Origin of the sequence: Pseudomonas sp. M2, from assembly GCF_015751845.1 — a bacterium.
GTDB classification, from domain to species: Bacteria; Pseudomonadota; Gammaproteobacteria; order Pseudomonadales; family Pseudomonadaceae; genus Aquipseudomonas; species Aquipseudomonas putida_E.
This window is the reverse complement of the sequence record NZ_JADOUD010000001.1, coordinates 3,505,561-3,528,068: the sequence shown is the minus strand read 5'-3', so window position 1 is coordinate 3,528,068 and position 22,508 is coordinate 3,505,561. Positions and strand designations below refer to the sequence as shown.

Genomic DNA, 22,508 nt, shown 5'->3' with positions numbered 1-22,508 from the left:
ACAACAAAATCGTTTCAGTGAAGCTTCATTTGTGCCACAGGTTTCACTCGAACTGCCAGAGGTACTGCCATGACACTACGTATCGCCATCAACGGATTCGGCCGCATTGGTCGCAATGTCCTGCGCGCACTGTATACCCAAGGCTACCGCCACGACCTGCAGGTCGTCGCCATCAACGACCTGGGCGACAGTGCCATGAACGCCCACCTGCTCAAATACGACAGCGTACACGGTGCTTTCGATGCGTCGGTGGAAGCTGATCACGAGAGCCTGACGGTCAACGGTGACCGTATCGCGGTGAGCGCCATCCGCAATCCGGCCGAGCTGCCCTGGAAGGCTGAAGCGATCGACGTGGTGTTCGAGTGCACCGGGCTGTTCACCGACCGCGCCAAGGCCGCGGCGCACCTGGCGGCCGGGGCTGGCAAGGTGATCGTCTCGGCACCGGCCAAGGGCGCCGACGCCACCGTGGTATACGGCGTCAACCATGACATTCTGCGCGCGTCGCACCAGGTCATTTCCAACGCCTCCTGCACCACCAACTGCCTGGCGCCGATCGCCCAGGTACTGCACCGCGAGTTCGGCATCGAGCAGGGGCTGATGACCACCATCCATGCCTACACCAACGACCAGGTGCTGACCGACGTCTACCACAGCGACCCGTACCGGGCGCGCTCGGCCACCCAGTCGATGATCCCGAGCAAGACCGGCGCCGCCGAAGCCGTGGGCCTGGTGTTGCCGGAACTGGCCGGCAAGCTGACCGGCATGGCGGTGCGCGTACCGGTGATCAACGTGTCGCTGGTCGACCTCACCGTCAACCTCAAGCGCGAGGCCACGGCCGAGCAGGTGAACCAGTTGTTCCTCGAAGCCAGCCGGCATTCCAAGGTGCTCGGCTACAACACCCTGCCGCTGGTCTCGTGCGACTTCAACCACAACCCGTTGTCGTCGATATTCGATGCCAACCACACCCGCGCCAACGGCAGGATGCTCAAGGTGCTGGCCTGGTATGACAATGAGTGGGGGTTCTCCAACCGCATGCTGGATAACTGCCTGGCATTGTGCAGCGCCCGCTGAGCGCAGGCACTTGCTGCGGTAGGAGCGGCCTTGCGCCGCGAAAGGGCCGCGCAGCGGCCCCAACTATATCTCTGGCGCTCAGAAAACCTTGGGGCTGCTCTGCAGCCCTTTCGCGACGCAAGGCCGCTCCTACCGACAATCTTTACCTTTTCCTAACACTTCCAGGCTTGACCTTCAGGCAAGATGATAAGCATTATCATTCACCTTTCGTCGGCCAGGTCCCCCTGTGAGTCAGTCCCGGTTCAACTCTGTCTTCCTCGTTCAGCGCCTCCCCCTATTGCGAACCTTGCAGCGCATGGTCGGCAACCCCAGCACCGCCGAGGACCTGCTGCAGGAAACCTACCTGCGAGTGTCCCGCGCCTTGGGGGAGCGGCCCATCGAACACCTCGAGCCCTTCGTCTTCCAGACCGCGCGAAACCTGGCCCTGGACCATCTGCGCACGCGCCGGGTGCAATCGCGCATGCTGGTCGACGATGTGCCCGAAGAAATCCTGCACAACGTCGCCGCGCCGCTGAGCAGCAGCGAGGATGCCGCACACGCCGAGCAACTGCTCAAGCACCTGAGCGTCAGCCTCAACCAGTTGAGTGAGCGTCAGCAGCGCATTTTCATCCTCAGCCGCCTGCACGGTGCCAGCTACGTGGAAGTTGCCGAGCAACTCAATGTCTCGGCCAGCACGGTCCAGAAGGAGCTGAAACTGATCATGGCAATCTGCATGGGTGTGGCCGAACGCCTGAAGTAAGACGACCGCTGGCCACCCGAGCTCGGCGAAGCGCTTGCCACGCCCCGACTTAGCCTTGATCATTCGGGAAAATCATTTCAAGGATTCACCGTGACCGACAGCCCCGCCCCTCGCCCGCCGACCGCAGGGCCCGACGCCCGCGCCCGTGCGATGGACGAGGCGCTGGACTGGCTGGTCCGCCTGCAATGCGCCACCGAAGCGGACACGCTGGCCTTCGAGCAGTGGCTCAGCGCCGCGCCGGAAAACGCCGTGGCCTACGTCGAAGCCGAAGCCCTGTGGAACGGCACGCCGGTGCGCCAGGCCGCCACACAAATGCATCAGGTGCGGCGCCGCTCTGTACGCGGGCGTCTGCGGGCTCACTGGAAACCCCTGGCGACCGCCGCAGTACTGCTGGTCGGGCTGTTCACCGTGGGCAACTTGCCGATGCGCCTGCAGGCCGACCACCTGACCGTGGTGGGCGAACGCCAGCGCCTGCAGCTCGATGACGGGGCCAAGGTGCTGCTCAACACCAACTCGGCTTTCGCCAGCGACGTGCGCGAAGGCCGTCAGGTGGCGCGGTTGCTACAAGGCGAGGCGTATTTCCAGGTACCCGGTGGCACCCAACCACCACTGGAAGTTCAGGCCGGCCCGCTGCGGGCACAGGTGCGCGACACCGATTTTGCCGTGCGCTACCTCGATGGTGAGGCACAGGTCCGGGTGCAGCGCGGCGACGTCGACCTGCAGGCCGCCAGCGACCAGCGTATCCGCCTGAGCGCCGGCGACAGCATCAGCGTCGGCCCGCAAGGCTTCGGCCAGCGCCAGCGCCCGGACATGCACAAGGACCTGGCCTGGGTCGATGGGCGCCTGGTGTTCGAGAACTGCCCGCTTAGCCAGGTGCTGGCCGAAGTGCGGCGCTATTACCCAGGCTGGATCATCAACCGCAATGCCCACCTGGACGACATGGCGGTGACCGGCAACTACCGCCTCGACCAGCCGCTGGAGACCTTGCGCGCCCTGGCGCACATCACGTCAACGCGGCTGCACGAGTATCCCGCGCTGGTCATTCTCAACTGACCTGAAAATTATTTTTACGCGATCGCGCTTCCCCGTCCGTCTCGTTATAGCCAATGCAACTGATTCTTGTTTCAAAACAGGAACGGTCATCACCTATAACAGTTCGCGCGTCAGGGAGCGCTTTCGATGTCCACAGGTCCAACTCGCCCGTCCCCCCTTCCCCGCCGTACCGGCCAATTGTCCCTGCTGACCCTGGCCTTGCTCGCCAGTGGCGCCTGCGGCCTGCCGGCGCTGGCCGCAGAACCTGCGCACGCGACAAGCCCGCGCATGGGCGACTACCGCTTCAGCATCGCCCAGCAGCCCTTGGTCGAGGCCATCAACGCCTTCAGCCAGGTGACCGGCTGGCAGGTGGGCTTCAGCGCCGAACTGGCCGACGGTGTGGCTTCGCCAGGTGTCCGCGGCTCGCTGCCTCCGGAAGCGGCACTGAAACAACTGCTGCAAGGTACCGGCCTGGGCTATCGCAAGATCGGCAACGGCAATGTAGTGCTCGAACGCCAATCGGCAGGCAATGCCATCGCCCTGCAGCAGATGACCGTCAGCGCCACGCGCAGCGCCCAGGACGTCAGCCAGGTGCCGAGCACCGTGAGTGTGCAGACACGCGAGCAACTGGACCGGCAGAACGTCAATAACATCCAGGAACTGGTGCGCTATGAGCCAGGCGTGTCGGTCGGTGGCACCGGCCAGCGCAGCGGCCTGAACGGTTACAACATCCGTGGCATCGACGGTGAGCGCGTGCTGACCCAGATCGACGGTGTGTCGATCCCTGACAGCTTCTTCTACGGCCCCTACGCCCAGACCCAGCGCAACTACGTCGACCCCGAGATCGTCAAGCGCGTGGAAATCCTCCGCGGCCCGGCCTCGGTGCTGTACGGCAGCAATGCCATCGGCGGTGCGGTGAGCTACTTCACCCTGGACCCGGACGACATCATCAAGCCCGGCAAGGATGTCGGCGCGCGCCTGAAGACCGGCTACAGCTCGGCCGACGACAGCTGGCTGACCTCCGCCACCGTGGCCGGCCGCCAGGGCGACTTCGACGGCCTTTTGCACGTCAGCCAGCGCAACGGCCACGAAACCGAATCCTACGGCGAGCATGGCGGCAGCGGCCTGTCGCGCACCGAAGCCAACCCGGAAGACGTGCGCACCACCAACGTGCTGGCCAAGCTTGGCTGGAACTACGCCGACGACGCGCGCCTGGGCTTCACCTATGAACGCTACAAGGATGACCGTGACCAGAACATCCTCAGTGCCGTGGGCGGCCCGTTCATTCCAGGCTTAGGTGCCATGAACTCCTACCGCATGCGCCAGGGCAACGACACCGTCACCCGCGAGCGCTTCGGCATCAACCACGAGTTCGGCCTCGACAGCCTGGTCGCCGACCATGTGAAATGGAGCCTGAACTACCAGATCGCCAAGACCGACCAGCGCACCGATGAGCTGTATGTCGCGTCGGGGCGGCAGGTGCTGCGCGACCGCCAGACCACCTACAAGGACCGCCAATGGGTGTTCGATGCCCAGCTGGACAAAGCCTTCAGCATCGGCCAGACCGATCACCTGCTGACCTACGGCACCACCATAAAGCATGAAGAAGTGACCGGCTCACGCAGCGGCTCCGGCACCTGTGTGGCCATTGGCGGTAGCTGCACCGCCATCGGCCAGGACAGCTCGCGCGACGGCCAGGCCCTGGTCAGCGATTTCCCGGACCCGACCATCAACACCTACAGCCTGTTCGTGCAGGATGAGATCCGCTGGAACAACTGGACCTTCATGCCCGGTGCCCGCTACGACTACACGCGCATGGAGCCCAAGTTCACCGACGCGTTCCTGCGTGGCATTCAGGGCTCGGGCGCTGCGCCAGGCGCCCTCGACGACTCGGACAAGAAGTGGCACCGCGTGTCGCCCAAGTTCGGCCTGACCTACGCTTTCAACGACAACTACACCTGGTACGGCCAGTACGCCGAAGGCTTCCGCACGCCGACAGCCAAGTCGATGTACGGCCGCTTCGAGAACCCGACACTGGGCTACAGCGTGCAGGGCAACCCCGGGCTTGAGCCGGAGAAGAGCAAGAGCTACGAGACCGGCCTGCGCGGCAACTTCGATGCCGGTAACTTCAGCGCTGCGGTCTTCTACAACAAGTACCGCGACTTCATCGACGAAGACGCCGTGCAGTCGGCCAACCTGGAAACCACCTTCCAGGCCAACAACATCAAGCACGCCACCATCAAGGGTGCCGAGGTCAAGGGCCGCCTCAACCTCGACCACTTCGGTGCGCCAGAGGGCCTCTACACCCAAGGCTCGATCGCATACGCCAACGGCCGCAACGATGACAACGGCCAGCCGCTGAACAGCGTCAACCCACTGACCGGCGTGTTCGGCCTGGGTTACGAGCAACCGAACTACGGCGGCCTGCTGAGCTGGACCGTTGTCAAGCGCAAGACCCGCGTCGACGACACCACGTTCTTCGCCCCGGACGGCCAGAGCTCGCAGTTCCGTACCCCTGGCTACGGCGTGCTGGACCTGAGCGGTTTCTACAAGGTGACCGACGACGTAACGGTCAACGCTGGGCTGTACAACCTGACCGACAAGAAATACTGGCAGTGGGATTCGGTGCGCGGCTACGACGGCCAGGGTGAGGCGGGCGTGACCCAGCCGGCCAACCTTGACCGCCTGACCATGCCAGGGCGCAACTTCGCCATCAATGTGGTGTGGGATATCTGACTGAGCTGATCGGTACTGGCCCTATCGCCGGCAAGCCCCCACGGCTACGCCACTGAACCTGAGGGCAGTGGGTACCCTGTGGGGGCCACCTTGCTGGCGACAGGGCCGGAACCGACAACACAAAAAACTGGTTTTTTTACTCTCCCCACCCCTCTGTTTCGTCTTGTCACTAGACGCCCCAAATTCCCAAGGACACCCCATGACCGACCGCCCAGCCCTGCGCTCGCAACGCCTCAACCAGGTCACCCACGCCCCGCACACCGAGCTCGACGCCCTGGTCAAATCCCACGCACCGTTCGACAGCCGCGAGAGTTTCGCCCGTTTCGTCGTCGCCCAGTACCTATTCCAGTCCGAACTGCAGGCCCTGTACAACGACCCGAAACTGATCGCCATCGTGCCTGACCTGGCCCAGCGCTGCCGCGCCGATCAAGCCCGCCTGGACCTCGCCGACCTCGATACCGAAGTACCGGCTGCAGTACCCGGCGCCTTGCACGACCCAAGCCTGGCAGAAGCGTTGGGCTGGATCTTCGTCTCCGAAGGCTCCAAACTGGGCGCCGCGTTTCTGATCAAGCGGGCCGTGGCCCTGGAGCTGTCCGACAGCTTTGGCGCCCGCCACCTGGGCGAACCGGCCGGTGGCCGCGCCGAGGGCTGGAAGCAGTTCACCCGAACCCTCGATGGCCTGGCGCTGTCTGCCGAAGAAGACGCTGCTGCCGAGCGCGGCGCAGTGGCCGCCTTCGAGCGCTTCACCGAACTGCTCAAGCATGCTTACGCCGCCGACAGCGCGCTGGCCTGATACGCTTAACCCGGCCACCCTTCCGGTGGCCGGACCGTTTTGTGCAGTGAGACCATGACCCGACCTGCCCGCTCGAAACTGTCGCGCCTGCTGTATGGCATCCTGGCTTACGTAAGCTTGGGTATCGGCCTGGTCGCCATCGTCATTCCTGGCCTGCCGACCACCGAGTTCATCCTCCTGGCTGCCTGGGCAGCGACACGCAGCTCGCCGCGCCTGTCGGCATGGCTGGAGAACCACCGGCTGTTCGGGCCTATCCTGTTCAACTGGCGCAATGGCAAGGTGATCAAGCGCCGGGCAAAGGTCAGTGCAACCCTCAGCATGCTGGTGTGCGCAGGCCTGATGCTGGCCTTCTTTGACCATCGCTGGCCGGTATTTCTGGCCATCACCGGCATGGCCCTGGGCAACCTGTGGATCTGGTCACGGCCAGAGCAGGCATGCCCGCCTGCGTCACAGGCTCAGTAGCCCTGAATACAGCGCATACGCTGCCAGGGCAGCGCCAATCAGCACCGCCGCGAAGATCAACTTCTCCCACGTGGTGAACAGCACCTGGCCTTGTTCACGCTTGGCCCGGGCGAACAGGATCACCCCTGGCGCATACAGCAATGCCGACAGCAGCAGGTACTTGAGCCCACCGGCATACAACAGCCAAAGCGCATACACCAGCGCCACCAACGCCACCAACAGGTCCTTGCGGCGCAGCCCCTCTTGCCCGGCATAACTCTCCCCGCGCAGCGCCAAGAGCACCGCGTAGGCGGCCGACCACAGGTACGGCACCAGGATCATCGACGACGCCAGGTAGATCAGGCTGGTGTAGGTACCCGCCGAAACCAAGGTGATCAGCAAGAACCCCTGGATCATGCAGTTGGTCAGCCACAGGGCATTGGCCGGCACATGGTTGGCATTTTCCTTGGCCAAAAAGCGCGGCATGGTCTTGTCCCGTGCCGTGGCGAAGAGGATTTCGGCGCACAGCAGTGCCCACGAGAGCAAGGCGCCGAGCAGCGAAACTGCCAGGCCGATGCTGATCAGCAACGCGCCCCAGGGCCCGACGATGTGCTCAAGCACCGATGCCAGTGAGGGGTTCTGCAGCCCGGCCAGTTCCGGCTGGGTCATCACCCCCAGCGACAGCACGTTGACCAGCACCAGCAGCGCCAGTACGCCGAGAAAACCGATCACCGTGGCCTTGCCCACATCCGTGCGGCGCAGCGCCCGCCCCGAATAGACACTGGCGCCTTCGATGCCGATGAACACGAATACGGTGACCAGCATCATGTTGCGCACCTGGTCCAGCACATTACCGAACTGCGGGTTGCTAACGCCCCAGATATCCCGGGTAAAGATGTCGGCGCGGAAGGCGAAGGCGGCGATGACGATGAAGATCAGCAGCGGCACCACCTTGGCCACGGTGGTTACCTGGTTGATGAACGCCGCTTCCTTGATGCCACGCAGCACCAGAAAGTGCACCGACCACAACAGCAATGAGGCACAGCCGATGGCAATGGGCGTATTGCCCTCACCGAACACCGGGAAATAAAAGCCCAGTGTACTGAACAGCAGCACGAAGTAGCCGACGTTGCCCAGCCAGGCGCTGATCCAGTAGCCCCAGGCCGAGGAAAAGCCCATGTAATCGCCAAAACCTGCCTTGGCATAGGCATACACCCCTGAATCCAGCTCAGGCTTGCGGTTGGCCAAAGTCTGGAACACGAAGGCCAGCGCCAGCATGCCCACTGCGGTGATACCCCAGCCAATCAGCACAGCACCAACATCCGCGCGCGCCGCCATGTTCTGCGGCAACGAGAAGATGCCGCCACCAATCATCGAACCGACCACCAGTGCGATCAACGCGCCGAGGCGCAGTTTCTGTCCTGGTTCGCTCATGCGATTCCTCGTCTTTTGTGCGTGCTGTCACATCGCTGAAACAGCTTTATCTGCATATAGATACGGCTACTTATAATAGACAAAGCCATTAAAGCTATAGCACTAATAACTCTTTTGTCTATACCGGTCGCCCCAGATAAACGCTTGTCCGACGTGCAACTTTATCAACCTCGATTACCCATGGAATTTATTGAGAAAAGTTTGCGAAAACGGCAAAAGCGGCTAGCTTCAGAGTTCGCAGGCTGAACAGAGCGTTTGCTCTGGTTGTACATGGAGGTGCCAGCGCACGGGGCCTGCAACAGGGCTGTCGGCACTCTCCAGGAGTCAAGTGAAGGAAATTTCCTACTTCACAACGCCATGAACTGATCCAAGTCAGATCATGGCCCAGGCGACGGATTTATTCTGTGGTCAACTTTCTCCTGGTACGGAGTTGTTAAATGTCTGATTCTTCCGGAAAACTAAAACTCGGCGCACTCGTTGCACTCGTCGTCGGTTCGATGATTGGCGGCGGTATTTTCTCGCTGCCGCAAAACATGGCCGCCAGCGCAGGGGTTGGCGCCGTACTGATCGGCTGGGCGATCACCGCAGTCGGCATGCTGACCCTGGCTTTCGTGTTCCAGACCCTGGCCAACCGCAAACCTGATCTGGACGGCGGGGTATACGCCTACGCCAAGGCCGGCTTCGGCGACTACATGGGCTTCTCCTCGGCGTGGGGCTACTGGATCAGCGCCTGGCTGGGCAACGTCGGTTACTTCGTGCTGCTGTTCAGTACCCTGGGCTACTTCTTCCCCATCTTCGGTGAAGGCAACACCCCCGCTGCCGTCATCGGCGCCTCGGTGTTGCTGTGGGCGGTGCACTTCCTGGTACTGCGCGGCATCAAGGAAGCGGCGTTCATCAACCTGGTCACCACCGTTGCCAAGGTGGTACCGCTGGTGCTGTTCGCGCTGATCTGCGTGTTCGCCTTCCGCCTCGACATCTTCACCGCCGACATCTGGGCCACCGGCACGCCGGAGCTGGGCAGCGTGATGAACCAGGTGCGCAACATGATGCTGGTCACCGTCTGGGTGTTCATCGGCATCGAGGGTGCGAGCATCTTCTCCTCACGGGCGGAAAAACGCGCCGACGTGGGCAAGGCCACAGTCATTGGCTTCATCACCGTGTTGCTGTTCCTGGTGCTGGTCAACGTGCTCTCGCTGGGCGTGATGACTCAACCGGAACTGGCCAAACTGCAAAACCCGTCGATGGCTGCCGTGCTGGAGCATGTGGTCGGCCACTGGGGCGCGGTGCTGATCAGCGTCGGCCTGATCATCTCGCTGCTCGGCGCATTGCTGTCGTGGGTGCTGCTGTGCGCCGAGATCATGTTCGCCGCTGCGAAGGATCACACCATGCCGGAGTTCCTGCGCCGCGAGAATGCCAACCAGGTGCCGGCCAACGCCCTGTGGCTTACCAACGCCATGGTGCAGATCTTCCTGGTGATCACGCTGTTCTCCGCGAGCACCTACCTGTCACTGATCTACCTCGCCACCTCGATGATCCTGGTGCCCTACCTGTGGTCGGCAGCCTATGGCTTCCTGCTGGCCATGCGCGGTGAAACCTACGAGCAGGCTGCCAGCGAACGCAGCAAAGACCTGCTCATCGGCGCCATCGCACTGATCTACGCCATCTGGCTGCTGTATGCAGGCGGCATGAAGTACCTGCTGCTCTCCGCCCTGCTGTATGCCCCTGGCGTCATCCTGTTTGCCAAGGCCAAGCGTGAAATTGGCCAACCGATCTTCACCAACGTGGAAAAACTGATCTTCGCAGCTGTGGTCATCGGCGCCCTGGTGGCGGCCTATGGCCTGTATGACGGCTTCCTGACCCTGTGACCCACGTCTTCGCTCAATTGGAGGAAAGAACCATGTCCGCTGAAAAACAGAAGTACGGTGTGCACTCCGAAGCCGGCAAGCTGCGCAAGGTAATGGTTTGCGCCCCAGGGCTTGCGCACAAGCGCCTGACCCCGAGCAACTGCGACGAACTGCTGTTCGATGATGTGATCTGGGTCGACCAGGCCAAACGCGACCATTTCGACTTCGTCACCAAGATGCGCGAGCGCGGCGTGGATGTGCTTGAGATGCACAACCTGCTGACCGACATCGTGCAGAACAAAGACGCGCTGAAGTGGATCCTTGACCGCAAGATCACCCCTGACACCGTAGGTGTCGGCCTGACCAACGAAGTGCGCAGCTGGCTCGAAGGCCTCGAGCCGCGCCACCTGGCCGAGTTCCTGATCGGCGGTGTGGCCGGCCAGGACCTGCCGCAGAGCGAAGGCGCCGACGTGGTCAAGATGTACAACGATTACCTGGGCCACTCAAGTTTCATTCTGCCACCGCTGCCGAACACCCAGTTCACCCGCGACACCACCTGCTGGATCTATGGCGGCGTCACGCTGAACCCGATGTACTGGCCGGCGCGACGCCAGGAAACGCTGCTGACCACTGCCATCTACAAATTCCACCCGCAATTCACCGGTGCCGACTTCCAGGTCTGGTACGGCGACCCGGACAAAGACCACGGCAACGCCACCCTTGAAGGCGGTGACGTGATGCCGATCGGCAAAGGCATCGTGCTCATCGGCATGGGCGAGCGCACTTCACGCCAGGCCATCGGGCAGCTGGCGCAAAACCTGTTCGCCAAGGGTGCAGTGGAAAAGGTCATCGTCGCCGGCCTGCCGAAGTCCCGCGCGGCGATGCACCTGGACACGGTATTCAGCTTCTGCGACCGCGACCTGGTCACGATCTTCCCCGAAGTGGTGAAAGAAATCGTGCCGTTCATCATCCGCCCGGACGAAAGCAAGCCCTACGGCATGGACGTGCGCCGCGAGAACAAGTCGTTCATCGAAGTGGTGGGCGAGCAACTGGGCGTCAAGCTGCGCGTGGTCGAGACCGGCGGCAACAGCTTCGCCGCCGAGCGCGAACAGTGGGATGACGGCAACAACGTGGTGGCGGTGGAGCCTGGCGTGGTCATCGGCTACGACCGCAACACCTACACCAACACCCTGCTGCGCAAGGCCGGCATCGAGGTCATCACCATCAGCGCCGGCGAGCTTGGCCGGGGCCGTGGCGGCGGCCACTGCATGACCTGCCCGATCGTGCGTGACCCCATCGATTACTAACGACCATTTTCCCGGCTGCCCCCACAAGGCGGTGGCCGGGCCGATTACCGAACTCAAGGAGAATCACCATGGCGTTCAACATCCATAACCGCAACCTGCTCAGCCTCGAACACCACAGCACCCGCGAGCTGAAGTACCTGCTGGACCTGTCCCGCGACCTCAAGCGTGCCAAATACACCGGTACCGAACAGCAGCACCTGAAGGGCAACAACATCGCCCTGATCTTCGAGAAAACCTCGACCCGCACCCGCTGCGCCTTCGAAGTGGCCGCCTATGACCAAGGCGCCAATGTCACCTACATCGATCCCAACTCTTCGCAGATCGGCCACAAAGAAAGCATGAAAGACACCGCCCGCGTACTCGGGCGCATGTACGATGCCATCGAGTATCGCGGCTTCAAGCAGGAAATCGTCGAAGAGCTGGCCAAGTTCGCCGGGGTGCCGGTGTTCAACGGCCTGACCGACGAGTACCACCCGACCCAGATGATCGCCGACGTGCTGACCATGCGTGAGCACAGCGACAAGCCGCTGCACGACATCAGCTATGCCTACCTGGGCGACGCCCGCAACAACATGGGCAACTCGCTGCTGCTGATCGGCGCCAAGCTCGGTATGGACGTGCGGATCGCTGCGCCCAAGGCGCTGTGGCCGCATGACGACCTGGTCGAGCGCTGCAAGCAGTACGCTGAGGAAAGCGGTGCACGCATCACCCTTACCGAAGACCCGAAAGCTGCGGTCAAAGGCGTGGACTTCGTGCACACCGACGTCTGGGTGTCGATGGGTGAGCCGATCGAAGCCTGGGGCGAGCGCATCAAGCAGCTCAAACCCTATCAGGTGAACACGGAACTGATGAAGTCCACCGGCAATCCGCGGACCAAATTCATGCACTGCCTGCCGGCGTTCCACAACTCCGAGACCAAGGTCGGCAAGCAGATCGCCGAACAGTATCCGGACCTGGCCAATGGCATCGAAGTGACCGACGACGTGTTCGAGTCGCCCGCCTGCATCGCCTTCGAACAGGCGGAAAACCGCATGCACACGATCAAGGCGATCCTGGTGTCGACCCTGGCTGATCTCTGATAAGCACCTCGGTAGTGTGGGAGCCGCTTGCCGGCGATGCAGGCAACACGGTGCATGGCACCGGCTTCGCCGGTGATCGCCGGCAAGCCGGCTCCCACACAGAAACGAGGCGCTCCCCCCATCTTCGCAAAGGACATTCCCATGCGAATCGTTGTTGCATTGGGCGGCAACGCCCTGCTGCGCCGCGGCGAGCCCATGACCGCTGACAACCAGCGCGCCAATATCCGCACCGCCACCGAGCAGATCGCCAAGATTCACCCCGGCAACGAACTGGTCATCGCCCACGGTAACGGTCCCCAGGTTGGCTTGCTGTCATTACAGGCGCTGTCGTACAAACCCGACGAAGCCTATCCGCTGGACGTGCTCGGTGCCGAAACCGAAGGCATGATCGGTTACATGATCGAACAGGAGCTGGGTAACCTGCTGGCGTTCGAAGTGCCGTTCGCCACCCTGCTGACCCAGGTCGAAGTCGATGCCAACGATCCGGCCTTCAAGGACCCGACCAAGTTCATCGGCCCGGTCTACAGCAAGGAAGAAGCCGAACGCCTGGCCAAGGAAAAAGGCTGGGTGGTCAAAGCCGACGGCGACAAATACCGCCGTGTGGTGGCCAGCCCCAAACCCAAGCGCATCTTCGAGATCCGCCCGATCAAGTGGCTGCTGGAAAAAAACAGCATCGTGATCTGCGCAGGCGGTGGCGGCATCCCCACCATGTACGATGAAAACCGCAAGCTCAAAGGTATCGAAGCGGTCATCGACAAGGACCTGTGCTCGGCGCTGCTGGCCGAGCAACTGGAAGCCGACCTTCTGATAATCGCCACTGACGTCGATGCGGCTTACATTGACTGGGGCAAGCCTACGCAAAAAGCCATTGCCCAGGCCCACCCCGACGAGCTCGAACGCCTGGGCTTCGCCGCCGGCTCCATGGGGCCGAAGGTGCAGGCCGCCAGCGATTTCGCCCGCGCCACCGGCAAGGTCGCAGTGATCAGCTCGCTGGAGAATATCGAGGACATCGTCAAAGGCACCGCCGGCACCCGTGTTTCAACGGCCAAGCCAGGCATCAGCTACCGTTGAATGCAGTAGGCGGGCGCAGGCCGCCCGCCATTTTCGACCCTCCGGAGGATTCCGCCATGGCCCAGTACCAACCTGGTCACGTGCATATCGAGCGCACTGCGCTGAACGCCAATGACCACAGCTACGACCTCAACATCGAGTACGAAGCGACTCAGGATCCCAGGGAAGGCCGAGGTATCCAGTTCCGCTTGCATGGCAGCATCGAAGGCAAGCCGGTGGATGAAAAGTTTTACCTGCCCAAAGATCAGGTCTTGCCGAGCTTTTTGATGGTGCTAAGCCGCAAGGCCCAGTCACACCTGCCACCGCACAAGAAATTCGAAACGCTCGGTTCACCGCACAAGATCTACGACCAGATGTTCGAGGACATCCGCGCCAAGCTGGATGTGAAGTCCGGCGACTCGATCAAGCCTGAACATTTAGAGTGAACCCAATCGCCGGCAAGCCGGCTGCCACAGGTACCCCGCTGCCTCAGGTTCTGCGGAGTACCTGTGGCAGCCGGCTTGCCGGCGATTGGGTTTAACACTGCTCCCAAGGCATACTACTGCCCTCCCCGGCCATAACCCCCCGCCTCCCCATGCGCATCCACGTCAGCTTCATCGACCGCGTCGGCATCACCCAGGAAGTCCTCGCCCTGCTCGGTGCCCGCAACCTCAACCTGGACGCCGTAGAAATGGTACCGCCGAACGTCTACATCGACGCTCCGACCCTCAGCCCCGCCGTTCTCGAAGAACTGCACGACGCGCTGTTCGAAGTACATGGGGTACAGTCGGTGGACGTGGTCGATATCCTCCCTGGCCAGCGCCGCCACCTGCAGCTCGATGCCCTGCTGGCCGCCATGAGCGACCCGGTGCTGGCCGTCGACAGTGCAGGCCTGGTGCTGCTGGCCAACCCCGCGCTGATCGCCCTGTGCGGTCGTGAGTCAGCGGGGCGGTCTGTTGGCGAACTGTTCGGTGACCCCGCCCTGCTGCAGGCCCTGCTGGACAACAACTTCCACCTGCCGATGCGCGAGATGCAACTCAACGGCCAGAGCCTGCTGCTGGACGCCACGCCCATCACCAACGCCGGCGGCCTGTTGACCCTGTACCCGCCCAACCGCATGGGCGAGCGTCTTTCGGCCCTGCACCACGACCATGCCGAAGGCTTCGATGGGCTGCTCGGCGAGTCCCCGGCCATCCGCACCCTCAAGGCCCGCGCCCTGCGCGTGGCGGCCCTGGATGCGCCCCTGCTGGTACATGGCGAGACCGGCACCGGCAAGGAACTGGTGGCCCGCGCCTGCCATGCCATCAGCAGCCGGCAAGCGGCGCCTTTCCTGGCCCTCAACTGCGCCGCGCTGCCCGAGAGCCTGGCCGAGAGCGAACTGTTCGGCTACGCCCCAGGCGCCTTCACCGGCGCCCAGCGCGGTGGCAAACCCGGGCTGATGGAGCTGGCCAACCAGGGCACGGTATTTCTCGACGAGATCGGCGAAATGTCGCCGTACTTGCAAGCCAAGCTGTTGCGTTTTCTCAGTGACGGCAGCTTCCGCCGGGTGGGCGGCGACCGCGAGGTGAAGGTGGATGTGCGCATCATCAGCGCCACCCACCGCGACCTGGAACGCATGGTCGCCGAAGGCACCTTCCGGGAAGACCTGTTCTACCGCCTCAACGTGCTCAACCTGCAAGTACCGCCCTTGCGCGACCGTGGCCAGGACATTCTGATGCTCGCGCACTACTTCATGCAGCAGGCCTGCACGCAGATCCAGCGCCCGGCCTGCCGACTGACCCCGGCCACGCACTCGGCACTATTGGCCAACCCATGGCCGGGCAACGTACGCCAGCTGCAAAACGTGATATTCCGCGCGGCGGCCATCTGTGAAAGCAACCTGGTGGATATCGGCGACCTGGACATCGCCGGCACCTCAGTGGCGCGTGGGCAGGATGGCGAGGTTGCGAGCCTGGAACAGGCGGTGGGGGATTTCGAGCGTGAACTGCTGCAACGGCTGTACGCCAGTTATCCCTCGACCCGGCAGCTGGCAGGCAGGCTACAAACATCGCATACCGCAATTGCACAGCGGTTGCGCAAGTACGGAATTGCAGGCAAGTCCTGAATTGCCTGGCATTGCCATTCCTCGCAAGGAACCGTAACGATTTAAATACAGTGTATCGAATAAGATACAGTGCCATTCCCGCCCCCGCTTGCAAGGGTTTGATCCTCCAAACCTTTTGCCAGCGCATACATCTGTAGCGTTTTCATTCCAAGAAAGAGAGTGCATTGTTACGCAAAAAACGTAACTTACTGATTTAAATGCATTTTTATCTTATGGCCGCATTTTTGCTTAGGGAAATCCAACCCAAGAGCGCGAACCCACCGCGCCCAACGCCCTGCTTCCCGAGGATTCCCCATGAGCGAGTTGCGTTTCACCGAAGATCACGAATGGCTGCGCGTCGAAGCTGACGGTAGCGTCACCGTAGGCATCACCGCCTACGCCCAGAACGCCCTTGGCGATGTGGTCTACGTGCAACTGCCGGAGCTGCAGCAATACGACAAAGGTGCCGAAGCCTCCACCGTTGAGTCGGTCAAAGCCGCCAGCGGCGTGTACATGCCTCTGAGCGGTGAAGTGGTCGCCGTCAATGACGGCCTGAACGACAGCCCTGAGCTGGTCAACGAAGACCCGCTGGGCGAAGGCTGGTTCTTCCGTTTCATTCCGGCCGACATGAATGAAGTGGCTGCCCTGCTCGACCAGGACGCCTACGACCGACTGATCAAAGCCAACGACGACGCCTGAGGAACCCGAAGATGACCATCAACCTCGGCACCGCCAACGAATTCATCGCCCGCCACATCGGCCCACGCGCCGCAGACGAGCAGGCCATGCTGGCCACCCTGGGCTTCGACTCGCTGGAGGCCATGACCGCCGCAGTCATCCCCGACACCATCAAGGGCACCAGCGTACTGGGCGCCGAAGACGGCCAGAGCGAGGCCGATGCCCTCGCCGCGCTGAAAGCTATCGCCGGTAAAAACCAGCTGTTCAAGAACTATATCGGGCAGGGTTATTACAACACCCACACCCCGGCGCCAATCCTGCGCAACCTGCTGGAAAACCCGGCCTGGTACACCGCCTACACCCCTTACCAGCCAGAAATCTCCCAAGGCCGCCTGGAAGCCTTGCTCAATTTCCAGACCTTGATCAGCGACCTGACCGGCCTGCCGATCGCCAACGCCTCCCTGCTCGACGAAGCCACCGCGGCAGCCGAGGCCATGACCTTCTGCAAGCGCCTGTCGAAGAACAAGGCCAGCCATGCCTTCTTCGCCTCGGTGCATTGCCACCCGCAGACCCTCGACGTCCTGCGTACCCGTGCCGAACCACTGGGTATCGAGATCGTGGTGGGCGACGAGCGTGAACTCGATGACGTCAGCGCCTTCTTCGGTGCGCTGCTGCAATACCCGGCCAGCAATGGCGAGGTGTTCGACTACCGCGAGCTGGTGCAACGCTTGCACGGCGCCAACGCCCTTGTCGCCGTGGCCGCCGACCTGCTGGCCCTGACGCTGCTGACCCCTCCGGGCGAGTTCGAAGCAGACGTTGCCATCGGCAGCGCCCAGCGCTTTGGCGTGCCACTGGGCTTTGGCGGCCCGCACGCGGCCTACTTCGCCACCCGCGACGCATTCAAGCGTGACATGCCGGGCCGCCTGGTCGGTGTGTCGATCGACCGTTTCGGCAAGACTGCCCTGCGCCTGGCCATGCAAACCCGCGAGCAGCATATCCGCCGCGAGAAGGCCACCAGCAACATCTGTACCGCCCAGGTGCTGCTGGCCAACATTGCCAGCATGTTCGCGGTGTACCACGGCCCTGCGGGCCTCAAGCGCATCGCCGAACGCACCCACGCGCTGACCGCGATCCTCGCTGCCGGCCTGAAAACCCTCGGCGTGCAAGTGGTCGGAAAAACCGCGTTCGACACCCTGACCCTGGCCACCGGCAGCGCTACCGCAAGCCTGCACGACAAAGCACGCGCCCAGCGCATCAACCTGCGCCAGATCGACGCCGCCCACCTGGGCCTGTCGCTCGACGAAACCAGTACCCAGGCTGACGTCGAGGCGCTGTGGCAGCTGTTCGGTGGCCAACAGGCACAACCGGACTTCGCCGCCCTGGCCGCCAGCACCGGCTCGCGCCTGCCTGCCGCCCTGCTACGCCAGTCGGCCATCCTCGAACACCCGGTGTTCAACCGCTACCACAGCGAAACCGAGCTGATGCGCTATCTGCGCCGCCTGGCCGACAAGGACCTGGCGCTGGACCGCAGCATGATCCCGCTGGGCTCGTGCACCATGAAGCTCAACGCCGCCAGTGAAATGATCCCGGTGACCTGGGCCGAGTTCGGCAACCTGCACCCGTTCGCCCCGGCCGAGCAAAGCCAGGGTTACCTGCAGATGACCACCGAGCTGGAAGCCATGCTCTGCGCCGCCACCGGCTACGACGCCGTGTCGCTGCAACCCAACGCCGGCTCCCAGGGCGAATACGCGGGCCTCCTGGCCATCCGCGCCTACCACCGCAGCCGCGGCGAAAGCCATCGCGACATCTGCCTGATCCCCTCCTCGGCTCATGGCACCAACCCGGCAACCGCACACATGGCCGGTATGCGCGTCGTGGTCACCGCGTGTGACGCGCGTGGCAACGTCGATGTCGAGGACCTGCGCGCCAAGGCCATCGAGCACCGCGAGCGCCTGGCCGCGATCATGATCACCTACCCGTCGACCCACGGCGTGTTCGAAGAAGCGATCGGCGAGATCTGCGCGATCATTCACGACAACGGCGGCCAGGTGTACATCGACGGCGCCAACATGAATGCCATGGTCGGCCTGTGCGCACCGGGCAAGTTCGGCGGCGACGTCTCGCACCTGAACCTGCACAAGACCTTCTGCATTCCGCACGGCGGTGGCGGCCCAGGCGTCGGCCCGATCGGCGTCAAGTCGCACCTGGCGCCGTTCATGCCCGGCCACGCTCAGTTGCAGAACCGTGACGGGGCGGTATGCGCCGCACCGTTCGGCAGCGCCAGCATTCTGCCGATCACCTGGATGTACATCCGCATGATGGGTGGTGCCGGCCTCAAGCGTGCCTCGCAGATGGCGATCCTCAATGCCAACTACATCGCCCGCCGCCTGGAAGAGCACTATCCTGTTCTGTATACCGGCGGCAATGGCCTGGTCGCCCACGAGTGCATCCTCGACCTGCGCCCGCTCAAGGACACCAGCGGCATCAGCGTCGACGACGTGGCCAAGCGCCTGATCGACTTCGGCTTCCACGCCCCGACCATGTCCTTCCCGGTAGCCGGCACGCTGATGATCGAGCCGACCGAAAGCGAGGCCAAGGAAGAACTGGACCGCTTCTGCGATGCGATGATCCAGATCCGCGAAGAGATTCGCGCCGTGGAGAACGGTAGCCTGGACAAGGACGACAACCCGCTGAAGAACGCTCCACACACCGCTGCCGAGCTGGCTGGCGAGTGGGCCCACGGCTACAGCCGCGAACAGGCGGTGTACCCGCTGCCAAGCCTGGTGGAAGGCAAGTACTGGCCACCTGTGGGCCGGGTCGACAACGTGTTCGGCGACCGCAACCTGGTGTGCGCCTGCCCGTCGATCGAGAGCTATCAGGACGCCTGACCGCGTGGGGCCGCTTCGCGGCCCATCGCCGGCAAGCCGGCTCCAACCGGGACCGCACAGCTCTGGAGGCCAGCACTGTACCTGTAGGAGCCGGCTTGCCGGCGATGGGCTGCGCAGCAGCCCCAATGGGTTAACCGGATATGTCAGGAGCAAGCACCATGTCACTGAGCGTCTTCGACCTGTTCAAGATCGGCATCGGCCCTTCCAGCTCCCACACGGTCGGCCCGATGCGCGCTGCCGCGCGTTTCGCCGAAGGCTTGCGCCGTGACGGCCTGCTGGTCAGCACCGCCAGCGTCAAGGCCGAGCTGTACGGCTCACTGGGTGCCACGGGCAAAGGCCATGGCAGCGACAAGGCGGTACTGCTTGGCCTGGAAGGCGAGCACCCCGATACCGTCGACACCGAAGCCATTCCCGCCCGCCTGCAGGCAATCCGTGAAAGCGGCCACCTGCACCTGCTCGGTGAACACACCATCGCCTTCGTCGAGAAGCAGCACCTGGCGATGATCCGCAAGCCTTTGGCATACCACCCCAACGGCATGATCTTCCGCGCCTTCGATGCCGCCGGCCTGCAAATCCGCAGCCGGGAGTACTACTCGGTGGGCGGCGGTTTCGTGGTCGACGAAGAGGCCGCCGGGCAAGACCGCATCGTCGAGGACAGCACCGTACTCGCCTACCCGTTCAAGACTGCCAAGCAACTGCTCGGGCATTGCACCGCGCAGCAGCTGTCGGTGAGCCAGGTGATGCTGGCCAACGAGGCGGCCTGGCGCCCCGAGGCCGAAACCCGAGCGGGTCTGCTGCGGATCTGGCAGGTGATGCAGGATTGCGTCGCAGCCGGCTACCGGCACGAGGGCATCCTGCCGGGCGGGCTCAAGGTCAAACGCCGGGCACCGGCACTGTACCGCCAACTCAGCCAGCACCCGGAGACCAACCTGCGCGACGCGTTGTCGGTACTTGACTGGGTCAACCTGTATGCCTTGGCGGTCAACGAGGAAAATGCCTACGGCGGGCGCGTGGTCACTGCACCGACCAACGGTGCGGCAGGCATCGTGCCGGCAGTACTGCACTACTACATGCGCTTCGTCCCCGGCGCCAGTGAAGACGGCGTCGTGCGCTTTCTACTGACTGCCGCAGCCATTGGCATCCTGTACAAGGAAAACGCCTCGATCTCCGGGGCCGAGGTCGGCTGCCAGGGCGAAGTCGGGGTGGCCTGCTCGATGGCAGCCGGCGCCTTGTGCGAAGTGATGGGCGGCAGCGTGCAACAGGTGGAAAACGCCGCCGAAATCGGCATGGAGCACAACCTGGGGCTGACCTGCGACCCGATCGGTGGGCTGGTACAGGTGCCCTGCATCGAGCGCAACGCCATGGGCTCGGTCAAGGCCATCAATGCGGTGCGCATGGCCCTGCGTGGCGACGGGCAGCACTACGTGTCGCTCGACAAGGTCATCCGCACCATGCGCCAGACCGGCGCCGACATGAAAAGCAAATACAAGGAGACCGCCCGCGGCGGTCTGGCCGTCAACATCATTGAATGTTGACCCGACAACAAACCAAGGAGTCATCGATGTCCGAAACACTGCACAAGACCCCGCTGCACGCCCTGCACCTGGAACTGGGCGCGCGCATGGTGCCATTCGCCGGCTTCGACATGCCGGTACAGTACCCGCTGGGCGTGCTCAAGGAGCACCTGCACACCCGTGAGCAGGCCGGCCTGTTCGATGTCTCGCACATGGGCCAGATCATCCTGCGCGGCAAGGATGCCGCCCAAGCCCTGGAAAGCCTGGTGCCAGTGGATATCATCGACCTGCCGGTGGGCATGCAGCGCTATGCCATGTTCACCAACGAGCAAGGTGGCATCCTCGACGACCTGATGGTTGCCAACCTGGGCGACGACACGCTGTTCCTGGTGGTCAACGCCGCCTGCAAGGAGCAGGATCTGGCCCACCTGCAGCAGCATATCGGTGACCGTTGCCAGATTCAGCCACTGTTCGAGGAACGTGCCCTGCTCGCCCTGCAAGGCCCGGCCGCAGTCACCGTGCTCGCGCGCCTGGCCCCGGAAGTGGCCGGCATGACCTTCATGCAGTTGCGCCCAGTCACCCTGCTGGGCGAAGACTGCTTCGTCAGCCGTTCGGGGTACACCGGCGAAGACGGTTATGAGATCTCGGTACCGGCCAAGGCTGCCGAAGCCCTGGCCAGACGCCTGCTGGCCGAGCCTGAAGTGCAGCCGATCGGCCTGGGCGCACGCGACTCTCTGCGCCTGGAAGCTGGCCTGTGCCTGTATGGCCACGACATGGACACCGCCACCACGCCGGTCGAGGCCAGCCTGCTCTGGGCCGTGTCCAAGGTCCGCCGCGCCGACGGTGCGCGCGCTGGCGGCTTCCCCGGGGCCGAGGTGATCTTTGCCCAGCAGCAAGCCGGCGTGGCCCGCAAGCGTGTTGGCCTGCTGCCACAGGAACGTACGCCCGTGCGTGAAGGCGCAGAGATTGTCGATGCAGCTGACAAGCCCGTGGGTAAAGTCAGCAGTGGTGGCTTCGGCCCGACACTTGGCGCACCGGTTGCTATGGGTTATGTCGATATCGAACATGGCGCGCTGGACACTCCGCTGTTTGCCCTGGTGCGCGGCAAGAAGGTTGCCCTGAAAGTCAGCAAAACGCCTTTTGTGGCGCAACGTTACTATCGCGGTTGAACGCGGTACATGAGGTTTGCGAGCAGGTCGACTTATTCGTTTTCGAACCTGCCCCATAACTTATGAACATGGCGCCAGGCCAGGCGCCATGCCGTTTGCGATGAATTGTTCAGTTATCGAAAAAAGCCCGATTTTCCAGCTGACCAAGGGCTTGTTTTTTTCTCGGGAGTTGGCGTAGAGTCATTGCACTGTGTTTGCATGGGTCGCAACAGTTCGTGACCTGGGCCAGTAGCCGCAATCTGCTACAACCCGTTGGACGTGACTTACTTTCCTGCAACCCAGCCCAGTACTCTTTCACTCTTGATAACGTGAAAGTAACTGTCATTAAAATTTAAGCTTCATAGGAAATAAGACAATGGCTGAGCGTCAGAACGGTACCGTCAAGTGGTTCAATGACGAGAAAGGTTACGGCTTCATCACCCCAGAAAGCGGTGCTGATCTGTTCGTGCACTTCCGTGCCATCGAGGGCAACGGCTTCAAGAGCCTGAAAGAAGGCCAGAAGGTTACCTTCGAAGCAGTTCAGGGCCAAAAAGGCCTGCAAGCTGACAAGGTTCAAGTCCTCGGCTAAGCCGGTCGCGACTTCGAAGAAAGCCCCTGCCCAGTGCAGGGGTTTTTTTTTGCCCGTAGAATGGCGGCTTCGCCATTCGGAG

At 62.8% G+C, this 22,508-nt stretch carries 18 protein-coding genes; 17 read left to right on the top strand and 1 reads right to left on the bottom strand.

Annotated features, from left to right (window positions below):
• Positions 1-69: 69 nt before the first annotated feature.
• The 6 genes from gap to IWW33_RS16315 all read left to right on the top strand — a co-directional run bounded on the left by gap (position 70) and on the right by IWW33_RS16315 (position 6,833).
• Positions 70-1,071: a type I glyceraldehyde-3-phosphate dehydrogenase gene (gap, locus tag IWW33_RS16340; RefSeq protein WP_119687719.1), complete on the top strand. Its 1,002-nt coding sequence runs from the start codon at positions 70-72 to the stop codon at positions 1,069-1,071.
• A gap of 226 nt (positions 1,072-1,297) precedes the next feature.
• Positions 1,298-1,810, top strand: coding sequence for an RNA polymerase sigma factor (locus IWW33_RS16335; RefSeq protein WP_125924447.1), 513 nt, complete (start codon positions 1,298-1,300; stop codon positions 1,808-1,810).
• Between the two features lie 90 nt (positions 1,811-1,900).
• Complete coding sequence (locus IWW33_RS16330; RefSeq protein WP_174141546.1) at positions 1,901-2,863, top strand: FecR domain-containing protein; 963 nt, start codon at positions 1,901-1,903, stop codon at positions 2,861-2,863.
• A 126-nt stretch (positions 2,864-2,989) separates the two neighbouring features.
• A complete protein-coding gene (locus IWW33_RS16325) occupies positions 2,990-5,578 on the top strand; it encodes a TonB-dependent receptor (RefSeq protein WP_174141547.1) in 2,589 nt (862 codons plus the stop codon).
• Between the two features lie 199 nt (positions 5,579-5,777).
• Positions 5,778-6,371, top strand: coding sequence for a biliverdin-producing heme oxygenase (locus tag IWW33_RS16320; RefSeq protein WP_046784421.1), 594 nt, complete (start codon positions 5,778-5,780; stop codon positions 6,369-6,371).
• A gap of 54 nt (positions 6,372-6,425) precedes the next feature.
• A complete protein-coding gene (locus tag IWW33_RS16315; RefSeq protein WP_174141548.1) occupies positions 6,426-6,833 on the top strand; it encodes a YbaN family protein in 408 nt (135 codons plus the stop codon).
• Here IWW33_RS16315 and arcD (IWW33_RS16310) read toward each other — a convergent pair.
• The gene (gene arcD / locus IWW33_RS16310; RefSeq protein ID WP_046784423.1) at positions 6,819-8,246 is read right to left on the bottom strand and encodes an arginine-ornithine antiporter; all 1,428 of its coding nucleotides are present in this window, start codon (positions 8,244-8,246) and stop codon (positions 6,819-6,821) included. The two genes, IWW33_RS16315 and arcD (IWW33_RS16310), sit on opposite strands and share 15 nt — an antisense overlap.
• 437 nt (positions 8,247-8,683) lie before the next feature.
• Here arcD (IWW33_RS16310) and arcD (IWW33_RS16305) point away from each other — a divergent pair, with 437 nt between their 5' ends.
• The 11 genes from arcD (IWW33_RS16305) (at position 8,684) to IWW33_RS16255 (ending at position 22,426) form a co-directional block, all read left to right on the top strand.
• A complete protein-coding gene (gene arcD / locus IWW33_RS16305; protein WP_046784424.1) occupies positions 8,684-10,111 on the top strand; it encodes an arginine-ornithine antiporter in 1,428 nt (475 codons plus the stop codon).
• Between the two features lie 32 nt (positions 10,112-10,143).
• Positions 10,144-11,397: an arginine deiminase gene (gene arcA / locus IWW33_RS16300; protein WP_039604147.1), complete on the top strand. Its 1,254-nt coding sequence runs from the start codon at positions 10,144-10,146 to the stop codon at positions 11,395-11,397.
• Positions 11,398-11,465: 68 nt separating this feature from the next.
• Positions 11,466-12,476: an ornithine carbamoyltransferase gene (locus IWW33_RS16295; RefSeq protein WP_012316037.1), complete on the top strand. Its 1,011-nt coding sequence runs from the start codon at positions 11,466-11,468 to the stop codon at positions 12,474-12,476.
• 141 nt (positions 12,477-12,617) lie between these two features.
• On the top strand, positions 12,618-13,547 hold the full coding sequence (gene arcC, locus IWW33_RS16290; RefSeq protein WP_115273960.1) for a carbamate kinase: 930 nt from the start codon (positions 12,618-12,620) through the stop codon (positions 13,545-13,547).
• Between the two features lie 56 nt (positions 13,548-13,603).
• A complete protein-coding gene (locus tag IWW33_RS16285; RefSeq protein ID WP_012316039.1) occupies positions 13,604-13,972 on the top strand; it encodes a DUF5064 family protein in 369 nt (122 codons plus the stop codon).
• A gap of 149 nt (positions 13,973-14,121) precedes the next feature.
• Complete coding sequence (locus tag IWW33_RS16280; protein ID WP_174141549.1) at positions 14,122-15,630, top strand: sigma-54-dependent transcriptional regulator; 1,509 nt, start codon at positions 14,122-14,124, stop codon at positions 15,628-15,630.
• Between the two features lie 294 nt (positions 15,631-15,924).
• The gene (gene gcvH, locus IWW33_RS16275) at positions 15,925-16,308 is read left to right on the top strand and encodes a glycine cleavage system protein GcvH (protein WP_039603903.1); all 384 of its coding nucleotides are present in this window, start codon (positions 15,925-15,927) and stop codon (positions 16,306-16,308) included.
• 11 nt (positions 16,309-16,319) lie between these two features.
• Complete coding sequence (gene gcvP, locus IWW33_RS16270; protein WP_119687725.1) at positions 16,320-19,175, top strand: aminomethyl-transferring glycine dehydrogenase; 2,856 nt, start codon at positions 16,320-16,322, stop codon at positions 19,173-19,175.
• Positions 19,176-19,333: 158 nt separating this feature from the next.
• Positions 19,334-20,710 carry an L-serine ammonia-lyase gene (locus IWW33_RS16265; RefSeq protein ID WP_196914298.1) on the top strand — a complete coding sequence of 459 codons (1,377 nt, stop codon included), beginning with the start codon at positions 19,334-19,336 and terminating at the stop codon, positions 20,708-20,710.
• Between the two features lie 26 nt (positions 20,711-20,736).
• The gene (gcvT, locus tag IWW33_RS16260; protein ID WP_046784431.1) at positions 20,737-21,858 is read left to right on the top strand and encodes a glycine cleavage system aminomethyltransferase GcvT; all 1,122 of its coding nucleotides are present in this window, start codon (positions 20,737-20,739) and stop codon (positions 21,856-21,858) included.
• Between the two features lie 355 nt (positions 21,859-22,213).
• Positions 22,214-22,426, top strand: a complete 213-nt coding sequence (locus IWW33_RS16255; protein ID WP_012316046.1) for a cold-shock protein — start codon at positions 22,214-22,216, stop codon at positions 22,424-22,426.
• Positions 22,427-22,508 lie beyond the last annotated feature (82 nt).

Excerpts from the sequence above, each read along its gene's own strand:
- gcvP (WP_119687725.1), top strand. The coding sequence starts at position 16,320 with ATGACCATCAACCTCGGCACCGCCAACGAATTCATCGCCCGCCACATC.
- IWW33_RS16280 (WP_174141549.1), top strand. The coding sequence starts at position 14,122 with ATGCGCATCCACGTCAGCTTCATCGACCGCGTCGGCATCACCCAGGAA.
- IWW33_RS16265 (WP_196914298.1), top strand. The coding sequence starts at position 19,334 with ATGTCACTGAGCGTCTTCGACCTGTTCAAGATCGGCATCGGCCCTTCC.
- arcD (WP_046784424.1), top strand. The coding sequence starts at position 8,684 with ATGTCTGATTCTTCCGGAAAACTAAAACTCGGCGCACTCGTTGCACTC.
- IWW33_RS16285 (WP_012316039.1), top strand. The coding sequence starts at position 13,604 with ATGGCCCAGTACCAACCTGGTCACGTGCATATCGAGCGCACTGCGCTG.
- gap (WP_119687719.1), top strand. The coding sequence starts at position 70 with ATGACACTACGTATCGCCATCAACGGATTCGGCCGCATTGGTCGCAAT.
- gcvH (WP_039603903.1), top strand. The coding sequence starts at position 15,925 with ATGAGCGAGTTGCGTTTCACCGAAGATCACGAATGGCTGCGCGTCGAA.
- IWW33_RS16325 (WP_174141547.1), top strand. The coding sequence starts at position 2,990 with ATGTCCACAGGTCCAACTCGCCCGTCCCCCCTTCCCCGCCGTACCGGC.
- gcvT (WP_046784431.1), top strand. The coding sequence starts at position 20,737 with ATGTCCGAAACACTGCACAAGACCCCGCTGCACGCCCTGCACCTGGAA.
- arcC (WP_115273960.1), top strand. The coding sequence starts at position 12,618 with ATGCGAATCGTTGTTGCATTGGGCGGCAACGCCCTGCTGCGCCGCGGC.
- IWW33_RS16320 (WP_046784421.1), top strand. The coding sequence starts at position 5,778 with ATGACCGACCGCCCAGCCCTGCGCTCGCAACGCCTCAACCAGGTCACC.
- IWW33_RS16315 (WP_174141548.1), top strand. The coding sequence starts at position 6,426 with ATGACCCGACCTGCCCGCTCGAAACTGTCGCGCCTGCTGTATGGCATC.
- arcD (WP_046784423.1), bottom strand. The coding sequence starts at position 8,246 with ATGAGCGAACCAGGACAGAAACTGCGCCTCGGCGCGTTGATCGCACTG.
- arcA (WP_039604147.1), top strand. The coding sequence starts at position 10,144 with ATGTCCGCTGAAAAACAGAAGTACGGTGTGCACTCCGAAGCCGGCAAG.
- IWW33_RS16295 (WP_012316037.1), top strand. The coding sequence starts at position 11,466 with ATGGCGTTCAACATCCATAACCGCAACCTGCTCAGCCTCGAACACCAC.
- IWW33_RS16255 (WP_012316046.1), top strand. The coding sequence starts at position 22,214 with ATGGCTGAGCGTCAGAACGGTACCGTCAAGTGGTTCAATGACGAGAAA.